Annotated in this window: 11 protein-coding genes; 2 read left to right on the top strand and 9 right to left on the bottom strand. The window is 72.7% G+C overall.

From position 1 onward, the window contains the following. Positions 1–82 precede the first annotated feature (82 nt). Both AB8O64_RS26825 and AB8O64_RS26820 read right to left on the bottom strand, forming a co-directional pair. Positions 83–2,167: a glycogen debranching N-terminal domain-containing protein gene (locus AB8O64_RS26825; protein ID WP_370421785.1), complete on the bottom strand. Its 2,085-nt coding sequence runs from the start codon at positions 2,165–2,167 to the stop codon at positions 83–85. Between the two features lie 112 nt (positions 2,168–2,279). Beyond that, the gene (locus AB8O64_RS26820) at positions 2,280–3,731 is read right to left on the bottom strand and encodes a DUF4192 domain-containing protein (protein ID WP_370421783.1); all 1,452 of its coding nucleotides are present in this window, start codon (positions 3,729–3,731) and stop codon (positions 2,280–2,282) included. 208 nt (positions 3,732–3,939) lie between these two features. Between AB8O64_RS26820 and AB8O64_RS26815 the strand changes: the two genes are divergently transcribed. Then, entirely contained in the window at positions 3,940–6,105 is a 2,166-nt protein-coding gene (locus AB8O64_RS26815; RefSeq protein WP_370421781.1) for a RecQ family ATP-dependent DNA helicase, read from the top strand. Positions 6,106–6,325: 220 nt separating this feature from the next. Further along, positions 6,326–6,904 (top strand): hypothetical protein, encoded by a 579-nt coding sequence (locus AB8O64_RS26810; protein WP_370421780.1) that lies wholly within the window; start codon positions 6,326–6,328, stop codon positions 6,902–6,904. A 138-nt stretch (positions 6,905–7,042) separates the two neighbouring features. Here the strand turns inward: AB8O64_RS26810 and AB8O64_RS26805 are convergent, their stop codons facing one another. The 7 genes from AB8O64_RS26805 to AB8O64_RS26775 all read right to left on the bottom strand — a co-directional run bounded on the left by AB8O64_RS26805 (position 7,043) and on the right by AB8O64_RS26775 (position 14,717). Further along, positions 7,043–7,684, bottom strand: a complete 642-nt coding sequence (locus tag AB8O64_RS26805) for a hypothetical protein (RefSeq protein WP_370421779.1) — start codon at positions 7,682–7,684, stop codon at positions 7,043–7,045. A 59-nt stretch (positions 7,685–7,743) separates the two neighbouring features. Then, positions 7,744–8,445: a ribonuclease HII gene (locus AB8O64_RS26800; protein ID WP_356453364.1), complete on the bottom strand. Its 702-nt coding sequence runs from the start codon at positions 8,443–8,445 to the stop codon at positions 7,744–7,746. A gap of 64 nt (positions 8,446–8,509) precedes the next feature. Beyond that, positions 8,510–9,403 carry an ADP-ribosylglycohydrolase family protein gene (locus tag AB8O64_RS26795; protein ID WP_370421778.1) on the bottom strand — a complete coding sequence of 298 codons (894 nt, stop codon included), beginning with the start codon at positions 9,401–9,403 and terminating at the stop codon, positions 8,510–8,512. An 11-nt stretch (positions 9,404–9,414) separates the two neighbouring features. Beyond that, a complete protein-coding gene (locus AB8O64_RS26790) occupies positions 9,415–10,074 on the bottom strand; it encodes a histidine phosphatase family protein (protein ID WP_356453366.1) in 660 nt (219 codons plus the stop codon). Between the two features lie 140 nt (positions 10,075–10,214). Next, a complete protein-coding gene (locus tag AB8O64_RS26785; RefSeq protein WP_370421777.1) occupies positions 10,215–10,820 on the bottom strand; it encodes a YdbC family protein in 606 nt (201 codons plus the stop codon). 33 nt (positions 10,821–10,853) lie between these two features. After that, positions 10,854–11,684, bottom strand: coding sequence for an arylamine N-acetyltransferase (locus AB8O64_RS26780; RefSeq protein WP_370421776.1), 831 nt, complete (start codon positions 11,682–11,684; stop codon positions 10,854–10,856). 153 nt (positions 11,685–11,837) lie between these two features. Continuing rightward, a complete protein-coding gene (locus AB8O64_RS26775; RefSeq protein WP_370421774.1) occupies positions 11,838–14,717 on the bottom strand; it encodes a vitamin B12-dependent ribonucleotide reductase in 2,880 nt (959 codons plus the stop codon). Positions 14,718–14,751 lie beyond the last annotated feature (34 nt).

Genomic DNA, 14,751 nt, shown 5'->3' with positions numbered 1-14,751 from the left:
CATAGTCGTCTGCTTGACGATAAACAGGGTCTTGTTCACTGTTCACCAACGACCCTTCGGACAGCCTGGCCCGCACCCGCGCTCACACCCCCAGTTGAAGACCGTCGGCGGCTTCCTCGACCATGCCGAGGCCGAGTCTGCTGATCCGCACGGCGAACGGCTGGTCGGCGACCCGCAGTCCGGTGAACCGCAGGGCGCCCAGCGGCGCGGTCCGTGGCGGGCGGACCGCCACGCTTCCCGCCGGCACGTCGGGGCGCACCCCGGCGAGAGTGGTCAGGAGCTGGACCGCGCCCGCCGCCGCGACTGCCGCGGGGCGGCAGGCCGCCGGATGCGGCAGTGGCACGCTGCCGGTCGTGCGCTGCTCCCCCGCGTACATCTCCGGCAGTCGGTATCCGAAGGCCTCGGCAGCATCGAGGGTGCCTCGCAGCAACCCGCCTGCTTCCTTCTCGAAACCTGCGACCGCCAGCCCGGCCACGGCCACGGCCGTCTCATGGACCCGCACGGCCCCGCTGCGGTGCCCGAAGGGATTGTGGCCAGGCTCCTTCGCCCCGAGGCTGCGCAGCCCCCAGCCCGAGTCGAGCGCCGGCCCGCCGAGCAGTCTGGCCAGCTGCTCGGTCTGCACCTTGTCGAGCAGCCCCGGGGCGTACTCACCGGCTCCGAGCAGGCCCGTGTCGAGCAGATGCGCGGCGGCGCACCCCAGCTGCGGTATCCGCCGGCCGTCCGGCGTCCGGGCCGCGACGGGGCGGCCGCCGCCCGGGTCCTCGGCCCAGAAATCGTCCCGGAAGCAGCGCCGCAGCTCGCCCGCCCAGTCCCGCCAGCGCTCCGCGCCGGGACGGCCGTACGCCTCCAGGAGGTCCGCGCCGAGCAGCGCGGCACGGTGCGCGTGCGCCTGCGTCTCGCAGCGGTACGGCCCGCCCGGCACGGGGTCCGCGAGGTAGCGGCCCTCCCCCACCGCCGTGCGCAGCCACCCCAGGCACCGCTCGGCGGTCGGCAGCAGGGCCTCGGTCTCCCGCTCGGCCAGCCCCCATCGCCGGGCCTCGGCGAGGACCACGGGGAACAGCAAGGTCGCCTCGACGCCCGTGCACCCGGGCGGCAGGTGCGCTCCCGCGTGCCGCAGCGCCCCGGGGATGCGGCCGCCGTCGCCATGCGGGCCGGGCAGTTGCGCGCGGGCCAGGGTGCGCAGCGTCCCCGCGGCGAGGCGCACCCCCAGGGGCAGGGTCATCCGGGCCGCCCACAGCGCCTCGGCCGGAGCGAGGTGACCGCAGCGCCAGGGGACGCCCGCGGCGAGGTGGACGTCGGCGGGCTGCCCCGGATCGCGGACCAACAGCGCGCGGAGATCGTCGAGACTGGCTTCCAGCAGGGCCGCCGCCCGCGGGTCGTCCCCCTCCGCCGCCGCCTCGCCCCAGGGCGCGGTGCCGCCGCGGCCCCGGGGGGCCGTGGCCCCGGTCGCCCGTGCACGTCCGGGCACATCCAGCGTGACGCGGAGCTCGATGCTCCGAGTGCCGCCGGGCGGCAGCTCCAGCTCCCAGCACAGCAGGCCGGCCGAGGCGAGGGAGTCCCCGGGCGCCGGGTCGGCGGTGACCATCACCTGGGTCCCCGCCGCCGACCAGCGCAGTCCGCCGGCGTGCACCGCGGCGGGGACCTCGGGTCCGGCCAGGCCCGAGGCGACCGCACCGAGCTCGGCGAGATCGGTACCCAGTGATACCTCGACACCCAGCTTCAGGGCCCGCGCGGCCGTGCTGCGCAGGGTGATCCGCTCGCATCCCTCGGCGTCCCGCAGCCGCTCGACGGTGACGGCCGGGTCGGGCCCCGCGTCGGCGACGGTCCGTACGGTGCCCACGAAGCGGGCCCGGGCGGCGGCGAGCAGCCGCCCCTGCACGGGCACCGGTTCGGCTCCGGCGACCCGAACCCGGCAGCGCGCCAGCAGCCGCCGCCCCGCGCGGTAGAAGCCGTCGAGTCCGTGCCCGGTCAGCTGTCCGTCCTCACCGGAGATCGCGAGAGCGGGCAGCGCCACACAGATCAGTGCGTTGTGCACGGGCTGCGGCCCTTGAGCACGCGCCGGGCGCGGGGTGGGGGGCGGGCGTCGTGTAGAGGCGGGGTTCGTGGCCGGGCCGGGGGTCGGGCTCGGGGTCAAGGTCGGATGACCATGGGGGACATTGCCGTGCATGTGTCTGCGCTCCCTGTGGACGTCGCGACCGGGCGACGGTCGGCTGCGGGGCCACCCAGGTGAACGGCGCGGGGGCCACGTAGGTCACGGGCCCCCGCCCCCACACGCTGGATCACTGTCGACCACGGGTCCCTCGGGGCCCGTTCCGCCGTCGCACCCGCGCCTTGCCGGCGGGCCCGTTCGCTCCGCCCGGGCCGGTGGGGCGGACACTCCCGGCGTTCCTGAGGGGGCCGGCCGCCCGGTCACCCGGACCGGCTTCGGCCGTGCCGGTGAGGGGCGGGCGCCGGCGCCGCCTGACCCGGGGCGCCCACTCCACGCCCCGGGCGTCACCTTCCGCGTCCGCGCTCCGGGCCCGGTCCGCTTCGGCGTGCGCGGCGGCGTGGACGGCACGGTCGGCGCGCTCGCGGCGCAGGCAGCGGCGCAGCGGCTCCGGGTCCATTCCCTCGTTGCAGGCGCGCTGCAGGAGCTGGGCGAAGAGATAGTCGGGGTCGGCCGCCAGGGCGCGGCTCAACGCGACCCGGGCCTCCGGCTGATCGCCGGTGGACCAGGCGACCCAGCCGGCGAGGGTGAGCGGCGCGGCCGCGTGCTCGACGTACGAGGACACACAGCGCCGGGCGAGGGCGCGCCAGAGGCGCAGCACCGTGGGCGCGAGGGGGCCCTCCATCCATTCCGCCGCCTGGTCCCGGGTGGCGCGGTCCTGGAGCCCGAGGATGATCGCGGCGGCTTCGTCATGGGCGAGGAGGGCGTCGTCCTGGGCGTCCGCCTCCGGCCGCCGGGCGTCCGGCGGGGCGGCGTGGAGTCGGTCCAGCACCAGCCGCGCCAGGCCCATCGTCTCCTCGCGGACCGTCTCGCAGTCCGTGCCGCGGAGGATGCGGGGCACGAGCTCGACGGCCGCGGCGTCCAGTGCCCGCTCCTGTTCCTCGGCCGGGGGGCCGGTGAGCGGGGCGAGCCGGGCTTCCATCTGGCGCAGGGACCCGCGCACCTGGATGCCGGCGTAGGCGGCGGCCGCCGCCATGACCGAGGTGCCGGGCACGGCCAGCGGCGTGCCTTCCGGCGGACAGCAGCGGGTGTCGGGGCAGCAGTAGGACCAGAAGCGGCCGTCGGAGATGCACAACGCCTCGTACACGGGCACGTCCAGCCCTCCGCACGCGAGGCGCAGGCATTGGGCAAGCGGACGCAGCCGCTCCATCACATCCCGCGCGGTCTCCCCGGGCCCGGGGTCCTGGCAGAGGAACAGGACGATGCCGTCGGGCCGGGCGCCGCGCTTGCTGCTGCCCGTGATGAGCGTCTCGGCGAGCTGGGTGCTGACCTCCGGCCATTCCTCGCGGGTCCGCGGAATGCCGAGCCTGAGCCGGCCGCCGAAGCGGCCGCGCTCGCCGTGCAGCGCGACCATGACGACGCTGTCGTCCGGAAAGAAGCCGAGGAGGTACGGCAGGGCGTCGGCCAGCTCGGCCGGGCTGCGGAGGCTGATCTGCTCCTGCGCCGGCACGGTGGGCGCGCCGGACGTGGTGGCGGAGGCGGCGGACGGGGTGGACGGGCGGGCTGATTCATCGCGCTTGGTCATGGCCCGAGACTCCCGCGGACTTGTCAGGGTTCGCCAGGCCTGTGGATAACTCCCGCATATTGTCCTACTAATCCTGTGGACAGTGTCGGAAGGGTTCCCGGTCCTTCAACGGGCTTCACCAGGCCTCGGGCGCTGCCAACCCTCCGCGTTCTCCACAGATCCCCGGTCCCGTTCGCGCATTGTCAGTGGGCTCGTGTTGCATGGGGGCATGAGCAACGAAGATCTCCGCGTCTCGGCCGACACCGTCCTGGCCCGCCTCGTCGGCGACAGCACGGGCACGGCGAAGCTCCGTGAGGATCAGTGGCGCGCGATCGAGGCGCTGGTCGCGGAGCATCGCCGCGCGCTCGTCGTGCAGCGCACCGGCTGGGGCAAGTCGGCCGTCTACTTCGTCGCCACCGCGCTGCTGCGCGAGCGCGGCAGCGGCCCGACGGTCATCGTCTCCCCGCTGCTCGCCCTGATGCGCAACCAGGTGGAGGCCGCCGCGCGGGCCGGGATCCACGCGCGCACGATCAACTCCGCCAATGTCGAGGAATGGGACACCGTCCAGGCCGAGATCGCCGCGGGCGAGGTCGACGTGCTGCTCGTGAGCCCCGAGCGGCTCAACAACCCCGACTTCCGCGATCAGGTGCTGCCCAAGCTCGCCGCCGCCACCGGCCTGCTCGTCGTCGACGAGGCCCACTGCATCTCCGACTGGGGCCACGACTTCCGGCCCGACTACCGCCGGCTGCGCACCATGCTGGCCGAGCTGCCCCCGGGCGTGCCCGTCCTCGCCACGACCGCCACCGCCAACGCCCGGGTCACCGCCGACGTCGCCGAGCAGTTGGGAACGGGCGAGGGCGCCGCTCAAACGCTCGTGCTGCGTGGCCCGCTGGACCGGGAGAGCCTGAGCCTCGGCGTCCTGCGGCTCCCCGACGCCGCCCACCGGCTGGCCTGGCTCGCCGACCACCTCGACGAGCTGCCGGGCTCCGGCATCATCTACACCCTCACGGTCGCCGCCGCCGAGGAGGTGACGGCCTTCCTGCGCCGACGCGGGCACACGGTCTCCTCCTACACCGGAAAGACGGAGAACGCCGACCGGCAGCAGGCCGAGGAGGATCTGCTCGCCAACCGGGTCAAGGCGCTCGTCGCCACCTCCGCGCTGGGCATGGGCTTCGACAAGCCCGACCTCGGTTTCGTGGTCCACCTGGGCTCGCCGTCCTCCCCCATCGCCTACTACCAGCAGGTGGGCCGCGCCGGCCGCGGCGTCAAGCACGCCGAAGTCCTGCTGCTCCCGGGCCGTGAGGACGAGGCGATCTGGAAGTACTTCGCCTCGCTCGCCTTCCCTCCGGAGGATCAGGTGCGCCGCACGCTGGACGTGCTGGCCGCCTCGGACCGGCCCGTGTCCCTTCCCGCCCTGGAGCCGCAGGTCGAGCTGCGGCGCTCCCGCCTGGAGACCATGCTCAAGGTCCTCGACGTGGACGGCGCCGTGCACCGCGTCAAGGGAGGCTGGACCGCGACCGGCCGGCCGTGGGCCTACGACGGCGAGCGGTACGCGTGGGTCGCGCGACAGCGCGAGGCCGAGCAGCAGGCCATGCGGGACTACGCCACCACGACCGAGTGCCGGATGGAGTTCCTGCGCCGCCAGTTGGACGACGAGCAGGCGGCCCCCTGCGGGCGTTGTGACAACTGCGTGGGCGCGCGGTTCACGGCCGAGGTCTCCAGCGTGGCGCTGGACGCCTCCCGCGGCGAACTGGGGCGCCCCGGTGTGGAGGTCGAGCCGCGGCGGATGTGGCCGACGGGCATGGCCGCCGTCGGCGTGGATCTCAAGGGCCGTATTCCGGCGGGCGAGCAGGCCGCCACCGGGCGGGCGCTCGGGCGGCTCTCCGACATCGGCTGGGGCAACCGGCTGCGACCGCTGCTCGCCCCGCAGACGCCGGACAGTCGGATTCCGGACGATGTGGCGGACGCGGTGGTGACCGTGCTGGCCGACTGGGCCAAGGGGCCCGGCGGTTGGGCGTCCGGCGCCCCCGACGCCCCTGCCCGTCCGGTGGGCGTCGTCACCCTCGCCTCCCGCACCCGCCCCCAGCTGATCGGGTCCCTCGGCCACCACATCGCCACGATCGGCCGGATGCCCCTGCTGGGCTCCGTCGAATACCGGGACGCGGCCACGGACACCCGGCTGCCGCGCACCAACAGCGCGCAGCGCCTGCGGGCGCTCGACGGGGCCCTGACGGTGCCCCCCGCGCTCGCCCAGGCGCTCGCGTCGGCGGACGGGCCGGTGCTGCTCGTCGATGACATGGCCGACACCGGGTGGACCCTCGCCGTGGCCGCGCGGCTGCTGCGCCGGGCCGGTGCCAAGGAGGTGTTCCCGCTGGTCCTGGCGGTTCAGGGGTGAACCGCCGCCGTCCGCGCGGCACACGGCGGGAATATAGGCGACGGACCGCCGGATAACGGTCGCCGACGCCAAGTGATCGTTGCCCGGTGACTGGTACAGCCGCGAGAATCGGTACCGGCTCCCGCTCCCGCTTCCACGGCTTCGCCGCGGACGGTTGTCGTGGTGCGCGCCCGTGCCTGACGCCCCACCGAGCCGTGGGCGCGCAGACGAAGGGAGAATCGTGGCCTTCGGTTTCGCCGCACCGCCGTCCGCCGATTCCGCTTCCCGGCTGGCGCGGCTGCTCGAGCCCGCCGAGTGGGCCGCTGCCGGGATCCCGCTGCTGCGCGATCCGCGTGAAGTCGTCACCGGGCTGTACACCCGCCACGCGCCGACACCGTCGACGGCCGTCATCGCCGTCCTGGACCCGGACGAACGCCTCGCGGCCAGCGCTTCCCTCGTCAGACAGCCGGCCGCGGTCGACGGATGGGAGCTCCGCAACGCCCTCCTCACCCGACTGCGCCAGGTGATCCCGCACGATCTGCGCCGCAGGACTCCGATCCGCACCGCCGTACTGCTCTACTGCCGTGAGGGCAGGGGCCATTGGACCGAGGAGGACGGCGCGTGGATGTGGGGACTGCGTGACGCATGCACGCTGCACGGGCTGCGCTGCGGCGCGTACATCACCCTGACGCGCGACGGGTGGCGGGTCCTCGGGGAGGGCCGTGCCGGGCGTCGACCACGCTCTCCGGCCCACGCGGCGGCACCCCTGAGCTCCGGCGGCGGAGCACCCGAGGCGCACCGCTACACGGCGGCCCGCTGAACGGCACGGCCGCGCGGGGCGGGGCCGCCCGGTCCACCCGGCGACGCGCCCGCTCCTCCGCGAGGACGGGACGCGAACACGGGATCCGTCGGCCACCGGCGCCTCCTCGACGGGGCGGGTGGCCGACGGGATCGAACGCTAGATGCCCGTGGAGAGAAGGGCGTTGACCCGCTGCGGGTCACCGCAGACGATCAGCAACGCACCGGCGCGAGCCATTGCCGCGGGCAGTGCGCCGGTCACCGCGGCGTCCGTGCCGCCGTTGACGGCGACGACCACGACCGGGCGGGTCGTGGCACGGTCCGCGTCGGCACCCGCGTAGAAGACATCGTCTCCGGCGTCGTGCTGCGCCCAGTACGACGCCTCGCCGAAGGACAGCTCGTGCGCTGCCCAGGGGTGCGGGTCGCCGGTGGTGAGCACCAGGATCTCGCCGGGCGCGCGACCGGTGTCGAGCAGCAGGTCGACGGCTTCGTCCGCCGCGTCCAGGGCGCCCTGCGCCGAGGCGGGGATCAGCTGGATCTGCGGGGTGGCCGCCGGGGCGGGCCGCGGGGCCCGTGCCGGTATCGAGGCGGCGGCCGGGGCGTCCGCCACCGTCTCGCGCGGGCTGCGCGGGGCGGGCACGGGTGCGCGGTTCGAGCCGGGGTTTCCGGGTCGCGCCGGGACCGGGCGGGGGCCGGGGCCAGGGACGGGTCGGGGGGTCTGCGTGGTCCGGCCGGCGGTCGGAACTGCGCGGGGACCCGGGACACTCTCGTGAATCTGAGGCTCCTCGGGGATGAGAGGCATGAGTTGATGTTTATCAAACGCCGGTGCGGGTCGCATCGGCGGGTGGCCGTAGGGGCCGCTCAGAAGTCGAAGCCGATCTGGCCTCCGGCCTCCAAGGCGACGGTTTCGGGGCTGATGCGCGGCCGTTTGAGGTGCTGCCACCGCGGCAGCGCGTCCAAGTAGGCCCAGGACATCCGGTGGTACGGAGTCGGGCCCAGCTCCTCCAGAGCGGCCCGGTGCACCGGCGAGGGGTATCCGGCGTTGTCACCGAAGCCGAAGTCCGCGTGGACGGCGCCCAGTTCGGCCATCATCGCGTCGCGCCGGACCTTGGCGATCACGGAGGCCGCGGCGACGACCACACAGGACTGGTCGCCCTTGATGACCGTACGGACCTTCCAGGGGTCGCCGAGGTAGTCGTGCTTGCCGTCGAGGATCACCGCGTCGGGCCGCACCGGCAGCGCGTCCAGAGCGCGGCACGCGGCCAGTCGCAGGGCCGCCGTCATCCCCAGCTCGTCGATCTCCTGAGGGGAGGCGTCACCGAGGGCGTGAGCGGTCACCCAGCTCTCCAGCTGCTGGGCGAGCGCGGTGCGCCGCTTGGGCGTCAGGAGCTTGGAGTCGGTGAGGCCGTCCGGCGGCCGGCGCAGCCCCGTGACGGCCGCGCAGACGGTGACCGGACCGGCCCAGGCGCCCCGGCCGACCTCGTCGACACCGGCGACGATCTTGGCTCCGGTCGTGGCGCGGAGCGAGCGCTCGACGCTGTGGGTAGGCGGTTCGTACGGCATGACGCTGTAAGCGTACGCCCCGGGGGCGGCACGCGGTGCGCCGCCCCCACTACCGCCCGTCAGCTCAGCGCGCGGCGGCCGGCAGCCAGTCGGGCAGGTCCTCGGTCCGGTGCAGCCAGTCGGCGGGCGGGGCGCCGCCCACCCCGGCCGCGACCACGCCGCCGGCGATCGCACAGGTGGTGTCCACGTCGCCGCCCGCCTGCGCGGTCGTCCAGAACACCTCCTCGAAGGAGCCGAGATGGCGGGCCGCCGCCCACAGCGCGAAGGGCACCGTGTCGTGGGCGCTGGTGCGCCGTCCGCAGCCGAGGACGGCCGCGACGGTGGTCGCGTCCCCGTAGTCGAGCATGTCGCGGGCGCGGCGCAGCCCCGCCTGCACGGCGCTGCGGGGCACCAGGGCGATCACACCGTCCAGCAGGGCGCCGGGGTCGACGGAGCCCGCCGGGTCGGCGGCGATCGCCGCGGCGGCGGCCACGGCCATGGACCCGGCGACCGCCTCGCGGTGCTGGTGGGTGGTGTAGGCCGAGATCTCGGCCTGGTGCGTGGCCTGCTCGGGGTCGTCCGCGTACCAGGCGCCCAGCGGGGCGATGCGCATGGCCGCGCCGTTGCCCCAGGAGCCCTGGCCCTGGAACAGCGCGGCGGCCAGCTCACGCCAGTCGCCGCCCTCCCTGATCAGCCGCAGCATCCGGTTGACCGCCGGACCGTAGCCGCGGTCGAAGTCGTGGTGCTGCGCGAAGGAGCGCGCGAGGGCGTCCTGGTCGATGCGGCCGTGCTCGGCGAGGACGGCCAGCACGGAGCAGGCCATCTCGGTGTCGTCGGTCCACTGCCAGGGGGCGGGCGGCAGCTCGCGACGCTTGAGGGACGGATAGTTGTCGGGGACGAAGAACTGGGAGCCGAGGGCGTCGCCCACGGCCAGCCCTCGCAGGCTCCCCAGGGCTCGGTGGAATCGGTCAGCGGTCATCGCAGCGAACTCTAACCGGTGAAGCCGTACGATTCGGGGGTGCACCAGCGCTCGAACGGCCGGTCCAGGTGATACCGGCCGTCGGGGCCGAGCAGCAGGGCGCGGCTCTCGGCGTTGCCCGGATTCGACAGGCATTCGAACTCGGCGACGGTCCAGTGCAGCCAGCGCATGCAGAACAGCCTCATGGTCAGGCCGTGCGTGACGATCAGGACGTTCGGCGGGTGCGCCGGGTCCTCGAAACTGCGCCAGAGGCTCTCCAGGAAGGCGCCCACCCGGTCGTAGACGTCCGCGCCCGATTCACCCTGGGCGAATCGGTAGAAGAAGTGCCCGTAGGCGTCGCGGTAGACCTTCTGCTTGCGTACGTCCTCGCGCTCCTGCCAGTTTCCCCAGTCCTGCTCGCGCAGCCGCGGCTCCTCACGGACCCGGACGAGGCGCGGGTCGAGCCCGAGGGCCTGGAAGGTCTGGTGGGTGCGGCGGTAGGGGGAGACATAGGCGGAGACCCGCTCGTCGCCGAAGAGCTCACGCAGCCGCACCCCGGCCTCCTCGGCCTGCTTGCGGCCCCTCTCGGTCAGGGACAGGGCATGGTCGGGTTCCCGTTCGTAGACGGTGTCGTCGACATTTCCTTCCGACTCTCCGTGTCGGATGAGAACGATGCGCCGGGGCCGTGACATGCCGCCACCCTAGATCGAGTACTGGCCACCCGCCCCGTCGAGGGGGCGGCGCTCCGGGAATCGGCAGGGACTCCGGAGCGCACAGCCCCGCGGGGGCCGCGCAGTATGTGACCGGCCCCGGAGCGGCCGGGACCGGGCGGTCACACCGTCCAGGACGGTTCTATCGCGACGATGTCGCCCGTGATGGCGGCCACGTCCGCCTCGGTCTGCGCCCGCAGGGCGAGCCGCTCCACCCGCTCGGTCCGGTACTTGCCGTGTTCGGCCTCGGAGTTCCACATCGACAGCACCAGGAATTCCTGGCCGGGCGCCTCGCCGAACACACCGCGCAGCATTCCCGGTGATCCGGCCATCGCCGGATTCCACACCTTCTCCTGCATGTGTGTGAAGTGCTCCACCCGGTCCGCGCGGATCCGGCAGTGGGCGAAGCGCACCACGTCAGCGTCGGAGAACTGCGGCCGGAAACCCACCTTCACGTCGAAGCGGTGCTCGAACAGCCTGACCTGGATGTCCTTGAACGTGCCGACCTGGGAGGCCGCCAGTCTGTCGTGCGAGCGCGCCATGAACGAGTCGTAGAAGGCGCGGCTCTCCCAGAAGCCGAAGAGGTGCGCCACATGCGGACGCCCACGGCTCCAGCCGCCGCCCTGCCCCCGGAATCCGGGCTCACCGAGCAACCCCGCCCATTTCCGCTGCCCCCGCTCGAACCCTCGGCGGTCCACCACGGTGCAGCGAATCCACTTGACCAGCACCGCGCCATCGTACGGCCCCGGCAGTGGCGCGTATCACGTACCGGAGGAGTACACCCGCGCGAGCGTCTCGGCGTCCGCCGCGCTCAGCTCGATCCGGAACTCCCGCGCCAGCACATCCGGCAACTCCTCCACCCCGACCTCGCACGTGTCACGCGAGCCGTCGGCGCGAGCGCGCGTCAGGACCCTGCCGACCAGATTCCGCCGGTGATCGGACTCCGTCTGCTGCACTACGGGCCGGGAGACGAAGGGTGAGCGCGGGTGCGTCGAGATGTAGTGGTTCATGACGGCGTAGTCGACGGGAAACCGCTCCTCCGGGCCGAACGCGTAGAGGTCGAACCAACCCTCCGGGTGGAGCGTGCGAAGGACGCGTACGTCCTTCTGTTCACGCGCGATTCCAAACGTCCAGTCTCCCTGGCGCTCGCGTATCCCGTCCCGGAACGCCAGCGGCTCCAGCAGCCCCTCGCCGCCGAACCCGACGTCGCACAGCCACTGCTCGCCGTCGGCCTCGACCTTGAGCGCCATATGGGTGGTGGCGCGTCGGCTGTCGCTGCCCATGCGGACCCGTGCCCCGAGCCCGGTGAAGGAGAAGCCGATGCGGTCGAGAGCGGCGGCCAGCAGCAGGTTCTGCTCGTAGCAGTAGCCCCCGCGGCGGCGCGTGACCATCTTGTCCTGCAGCGCCGGGACGTCGAGCAGGACGGGGCGGCCGAGCAGGATCTCCAGGTTCTCGAAGGGGAAGGCGGCCACATGCGCCCGGTGCACCGCCCGGAGCGTCGTCAGGTCCGCCCGCGGTGTGCCGGTGAATCCGATGCGTGCCAGGTAGCCGTCGAGGTCCAGCTCGTCGCCGCCCCACAAGGACTCGCCCATACCGCCGCTCACTCCTCTTGCCTGGTCGTCCGGCCAGTATTCATGATCGGAAATGACCGCTGACGATCGGCCCGGGTCGGAAGTGCCCAGCAGTCCCCGGCATGCCGAAGGGGAGCCGGCACCGGGCCGGCTCCCCTTCGGTTCAGGCGATCGTCAGCTGCAGCCGCTGGTCGAGCCGCAGCCCTCGCAGAGGTAGCAGCTGCCCGCGCGGCGCATCTTCGTGCCACAGGAGAAGCACAGCGGCGCGTCCGCGTTCAGGCCGAGCTGCATCTCCACCAGCTCGGTGGAGTTGTGGACCTGCTTCGGGGCCGGGACGACGGCCGCCGGCTGCGCCGGGGTCTCCGCCTTCGGGGCCTCGATGTGCCGCGGCGCGGACTGCGCCAGGCCCTCGACGTCGACATCGTCGTCGGACGGCTCGTACGAGCCGGTGTCCAGGTGACGCTGGCGCTCCTCGGCGGAGTGGATGCCCAGCGCCGAGCGCGTCTCGAAGGGCAGGAAGTCCAGCGCCAGGCGGCGGAAGATGTAGTCGACGATCGACTGCGCCATCCGCACGTCCGGGTCGTCCGTCATGCCGGCCGGCTCGAAGCGCATGTTCGTGAACTTCGAGACGTACGTCTCCAGCGGGACGCCGTACTGCAGACCGACCGAGACGGCGATCGAGAAGGCGTCCATCATGCCCGCGAGGGTCGAACCCTGCTTGGACATCTTGAGGAAGACCTCACCGAGACCGTCATCCGGGTAGGAGTTGGCGGTCATGTAGCCCTCGGCGCCACCCACGGTGAAGGAGGTGGTGATGCCCGGACGGCCCTTGGGCAGCCGCTTGCGGACCGGACGGTACTCGACGACCTTCTCCGCGGCGGGGGCGACGGCCTCGGGGGCCTTCGCCGCCTCCTTCTCCTTCTTCTTGGCGGAGAGCGGCTGGCCGACCTTGCAGTTGTCGCGGTAGATCGCGAGCGCCTTCAGACCGAGCTTCCAGCCCTCGAAGTAGACCTCCTCGACCTCCTCGACGGTCGCGGACTCCGGCAGGTTCACGGTCTTGGAGATCGCACCCGACAGGAACGGCTGCGCGGCGGCCATCATGCGCACGTGGCCCATGGCGGAGATCGCGCGCTCGCCCATGGCGCAGTCGAAGACCTCGTAGTGCTCGGTCCGCAGGCCCGGGGCGTCGATCACGTTGCCGTGCTCGGCGATGTGGGCGACGATCGCCTCGACCTGCTCCGGCTGGTAGCCGAGGCGCTTGAGCGCCTTGGGGACCGTGTTGTTCACGATCTGCATCGAGCCGCCGCCGACGAGCTTCTTGAACTTGACCAGGGCCAGGTCAGGCTCGACGCCCGTGGTGTCGCAGTCCATCATCAGGCCGATGGTGCCGGTGGGGGCGAGCACCGAGGCCTGGGCGTTGCGGAAGCCGTTCTGCCCGCCGAGGCGGACGACGTCCTGCCACGCCTCGGTCGCCGCGGCCCAGACCGGGGTGTCCAGGTCGTCCACGCGCTTGGCGGCGCCGTTGGCGTCCGCGTGCTGCTTCATGACGCGCTGGTGGGCGTCCGCGTTGCGGGCGTAGCCGTCGTACGGGCCGACGACCGCGGCCAGCTCGGCGGAGCGGCGGTAGGAGGTGCCGGTCATCAGCGAGGTGATGGCACCGGCGAGCGCGCGGCCGCCGTCGCTGTCGTACGCGTGGCCGGTGGCCATCAGCAGGGCGCCGAGGTTGGCGTAGCCGATGCCCAGCTGGCGGAAGGCGCGGGTCGTCTCGCCGATCTTCTCGGTCGGGAAGTCGGCGAAGCAGATGGAGATGTCCATCGCCGTGATGACCAGCTCGACGACCTTGGCGAAGCGCTCGGCGTCGAACGACTGGTTGCCCTGGTCGTCGTCGCTCAGGAACTTCATGAGGTTGAGCGAGGCGAGGTTGCACGAGGAGTTGTCCAGGTGCATGTACTCGGAGCACGGGTTGGACGCGGTGATCCGGCCCGTCTCCGGCGAGGTGTGCCAGTGGTTGATCGTGTCGTCGTACTGGATGCCCGGGTCGGCGCAGGCCCAGGCCGCCTCGGCCATCTTGCGGAAGAGACCCTTGGCGTCGATCTCCTCGATGACCTCACCGGTCATCCGGCCGCGCAGACCGAACTTCGAGCCGGCCTCGACGGCCTTCATGAACTCGTCGTTCACCCGGACGGAGTTGTTGGCGTTCTGGTACTGGACGGACGTGATGTCGTCGCCGCCCAGGTCCATGTCGAAGCCGGCGTCGCGCAGGGCGCGGACCTTCTCCTCTTCCTTCACCTTGGTCTCGATGAAGGCCTCGACGTCCGGGTGGTCGACGTCCAGGACGACCATCTTGGCCGCGCGACGGGTGGCGCCGCCCGACTTGATGGTGCCGGCGGAAGCGTCGGCGCCGCGCATGAAGGAGACCGGGCCGGAGGCGTTGCCGCCGGAGGAGAGCAGCTCCTTGGAGGAGCGGATGCGGGAGAGGTTCAGGCCGGCGCCGGAGCCGCCCTTGAAGATCATCCCCTCTTCCTTGTACCAGTCGAGGATCGACTCCATGGAGTCGTCGACGGAGAGGATGAAGCAGGCGGAGACCTGCTGCGGCTGGGCGGTGCCGACGTTGAACCAGACCGGGGAGTTGAAGCTGAAGACCTGGTGCAGCAGGGCGTAGGTCAGCTCGTGGTCGAAGATCTCGGCGTCCGCCGGGGAGGCGAAGTAACCGTGCTCCTCACCGGCCTTGCGGTAGGTGCGCACCACTCGGTCGATGAGCTGCTTGAGGCTCGACTCACGGTCCGGGGAGCCGACCGCGCCACGGAAGTACTTGCTCGTGACAATGTTGACCGCGTTCACCGACCAGGAGTCGGGGAACTCGACGCCACGCTGCTCGAAGTTGATCGAGCCGTCGCGCCAGTTGGTCATGACGACGTCACGACGCTCCCAGACCACCTCGTCGTAGGGGTGGACGCCGGGAGTGGTGTGAATGCGCTCGATGCGCAGACCCTTGGCACCCTTGTTTCCCTTGGAGCGGGAACCTCGTGCCGGGCCGCTCGTCGTCTCTGTCATGCCGCCTCCCTCTACGGGCAAAACGCCCTAATGC

Origin of the sequence: Streptomyces sp. QH1-20 (assembly GCF_041283565.1) — a bacterium.
GTDB classification, from domain to species: Bacteria; Actinomycetota; Actinomycetes; order Streptomycetales; family Streptomycetaceae; genus Streptomyces; species Streptomyces syringius.
Note: the sequence above shows the minus strand (reverse complement) of the source record. Positions and strands in the feature narration are given on the sequence as shown.